Source organism: Paenibacillus sp. 01T422, assembly GCF_056398785.1.
On the sequence record NZ_JBFTQB010001242.1, the window covers coordinates 1 to 2,107 of the forward strand.

At 47.7% G+C, this 2,107-nt stretch carries 4 protein-coding genes; all 4 read right to left on the reverse strand.

Annotated elements, in window-relative coordinates; genetic code table 11:
* Window positions 1-20: 20 nt before the first annotated feature.
* Window positions 21-899, reverse strand: a complete 879-nt coding sequence (locus AC1DUA_RS37580) for a carbohydrate ABC transporter permease (RefSeq protein WP_477504569.1) — start codon at window positions 897-899, stop codon at window positions 21-23.
* Window positions 900-928: 29 nt separating this feature from the next.
* Window positions 929-1,336, reverse strand: a complete 408-nt coding sequence (locus AC1DUA_RS37585; RefSeq protein ID WP_477504570.1) for a hypothetical protein — start codon at window positions 1,334-1,336, stop codon at window positions 929-931.
* A complete protein-coding gene (locus tag AC1DUA_RS37590) occupies window positions 1,291-1,872 on the reverse strand; it encodes an ABC transporter substrate-binding protein (RefSeq protein WP_477504571.1) in 582 nt (193 codons plus the stop codon). Before AC1DUA_RS37590 ends, AC1DUA_RS37585 begins: the two co-directional genes overlap by 46 nt.
* Before the next feature lie 48 nt (window positions 1,873-1,920).
* On the reverse strand, window positions 1,921-2,107 hold a 187-nt coding region (locus tag AC1DUA_RS37595), incomplete at its 5' end, for an FAD-dependent oxidoreductase (protein ID WP_477504572.1).

Consider the following 2,107-nt stretch of genomic DNA (forward strand, 5'->3'; position numbering starts at 1 on the left):
CCTTCAGACTGGTGTAGGAATTATTCATAATGCACCCACCTCTTTTCCGTTACCTTCTGTACAATGGTGATGGCCAGAATAACGAGGAACAGTCCCCAAGCCATCGCGGATGCGCTGCCCATTTTGAAATTCAGGAAGGAATCGCGGTAAATCAAGATGTTAGGCACCATATTCCGGTCAGCAACAGAAATAACGTCACCCAGCATGACGAGAAACACATCAAAAGCGTGAAAGGCAGAGATTGTTGAAAGGATCATGACCATATACACCATCGGGGACACGATTGGCATCGTTATTTTGGTAAACAAAGTCCAACCTGTCGCTCCATCCATCCGTGCCGCTTCTAGCATTTCTTCGGATATATTCTGCATGCCTGCCAAAATGAGGACCATCGAATACCCGGCACCCTTCCAGATATTTACCAGCGCGATAGAACCGATGACTAACCACCACTTCCCGCTGCGTATCCAATCGACCGGTTGGAGTCCTAACATATGTAAAATCCAGTTCAACAAGCCGTATTCATTGTTATAAATCCACAGCCAGATCATCCCCCCTGCAACCCAAGGCGTGATCACAGGGAGAAAGTAAATCATCCGGAACAACGATTTGCCCCGAATCTGCTGATTGAGCAGGTAGGCAAGAATGAGCGCAGTGAACGTCTGAAGCGGAACGAACAATATGGCAAAATAACCGACGTTGCGCATCGAAAGCCAGAAGACTTTCTGGTGTAGGAATAGGTTCCAATTGCGCAGTCCAATCCATTGCGGCGGGTTGAATAAATCCCATTTCGTAAACGTTAAATATAGTGAAAATACGAAGGGAAACAGGAAGAATATCAGCAGTTGCAGAACAAAAGGTACGGTGAAGACGAAGCCCCACCAGCCTTGTTTGCGCATCGGAGCACCTCTTTTCAAGTCCAATCCGGTTATTTGTTTTCGTCGAGTACGCCTTGGACTTTCTGTTGAATCTCTTTGGCGCCTTCTTCCGGTGTTCGCTTGCCATCCATGATATCGTTCAGGATTGGACCGGCTGCGGCGCGCCATTCGTTCCAGGATGCGTTCTCATCCAGCGTCCCCCCTGCTTCTTCAATTCCTTTCGTATAGGCCTTCTTGTTGACCGGTTTACTCGTTGATTTCTCGAGCTCGGCCAGCGCTGTTTTCTTCACGGGCAAGCTTGTGCCGCTTTCTGAAAGCAAACCTTGACCTTCATCACTCAAATAGTATTTGAGGAATGTCCATGCGGCTTCCTTCACTTCGGGCTTCGACCTGGAATAAACAATCCATTGATTCACAACCATGGGAACGAAACGTTTGCCATCCATGCCGATCGGCATTTTGACCGTATCCCAATCAAGATCCGGTTTATTTTTGTTGAGAGAGACTTGCGTTGCGTACTGGAAAAAGGGTTGATGCCGTGCGGAATCCCGTAAATTTTGTTATCTAATTTGGCAGATGTAAGCGCACTCACATAGTCGTCAGTCTTCAGATCACGCTTGATGTAAGGCTCAAGATTCTCCGCAACACCACGTTTGCCGTATCCAAGTACAACCGCATTTTCTTGCAGCCAAAGATCAGGGGGATTATTCCCCGCAATGCGAGTGACGATTTTTGTGACAAAATCCGCCCACGGCGTTTCTTCGATTTCCAGCTTAATGTTCGGATATTTAGCCTGAAAATTCGTTATGATCTTCTGACTGGTAATGTCATAACCGCCGGGTAAGCCAATTTTCAACGTGACATCCTTCAAGGGGGCTGCTGTAGCCGTTCCTCCTGAATCGCTAGGCACAGTAACCGCTGGTTTGCCGGTTGAACATGCAGTAAGAAGGGATAGAGCTACCAAAAATCCTATAACTGTTGTCTTTTTGCTCATGAGTGTGACCTCCCATTAAGAACAATTTCGAATCAACTACGCATGTCTTTATGAAGTCGCGTGAAGGATTTGACCATCTAGCAGCAGCTGTTTGCGCAGCAGCTCGTAATCCAGGTCTTGCAATGCGCATTGATGCTGCAGCGCTAATGCGGCAGCCGTGGCCGCGGATTGACCAAGAATCATAAACACGGGCTCCATTCGAATGGACCCATAAGCGATATGCGAGGAAGACAAG

Coding starts and splice junctions, on each gene's coding strand:
- AC1DUA_RS37580 (WP_477504569.1), bottom strand. CDS start 899: ATGCGCAAACAAGGCTGGTGGGGCTTCGTCTTCACCGTACCTTTTGTT.
- AC1DUA_RS37585 (WP_477504570.1), bottom strand. CDS start 1,336: ATGCCGATCGGCATGGATGGCAAACGTTTCGTTCCCATGGTTGTGAAT.
- AC1DUA_RS37590 (WP_477504571.1), bottom strand. CDS start 1,872: ATGAGCAAAAAGACAACAGTTATAGGATTTTTGGTAGCTCTATCCCTT.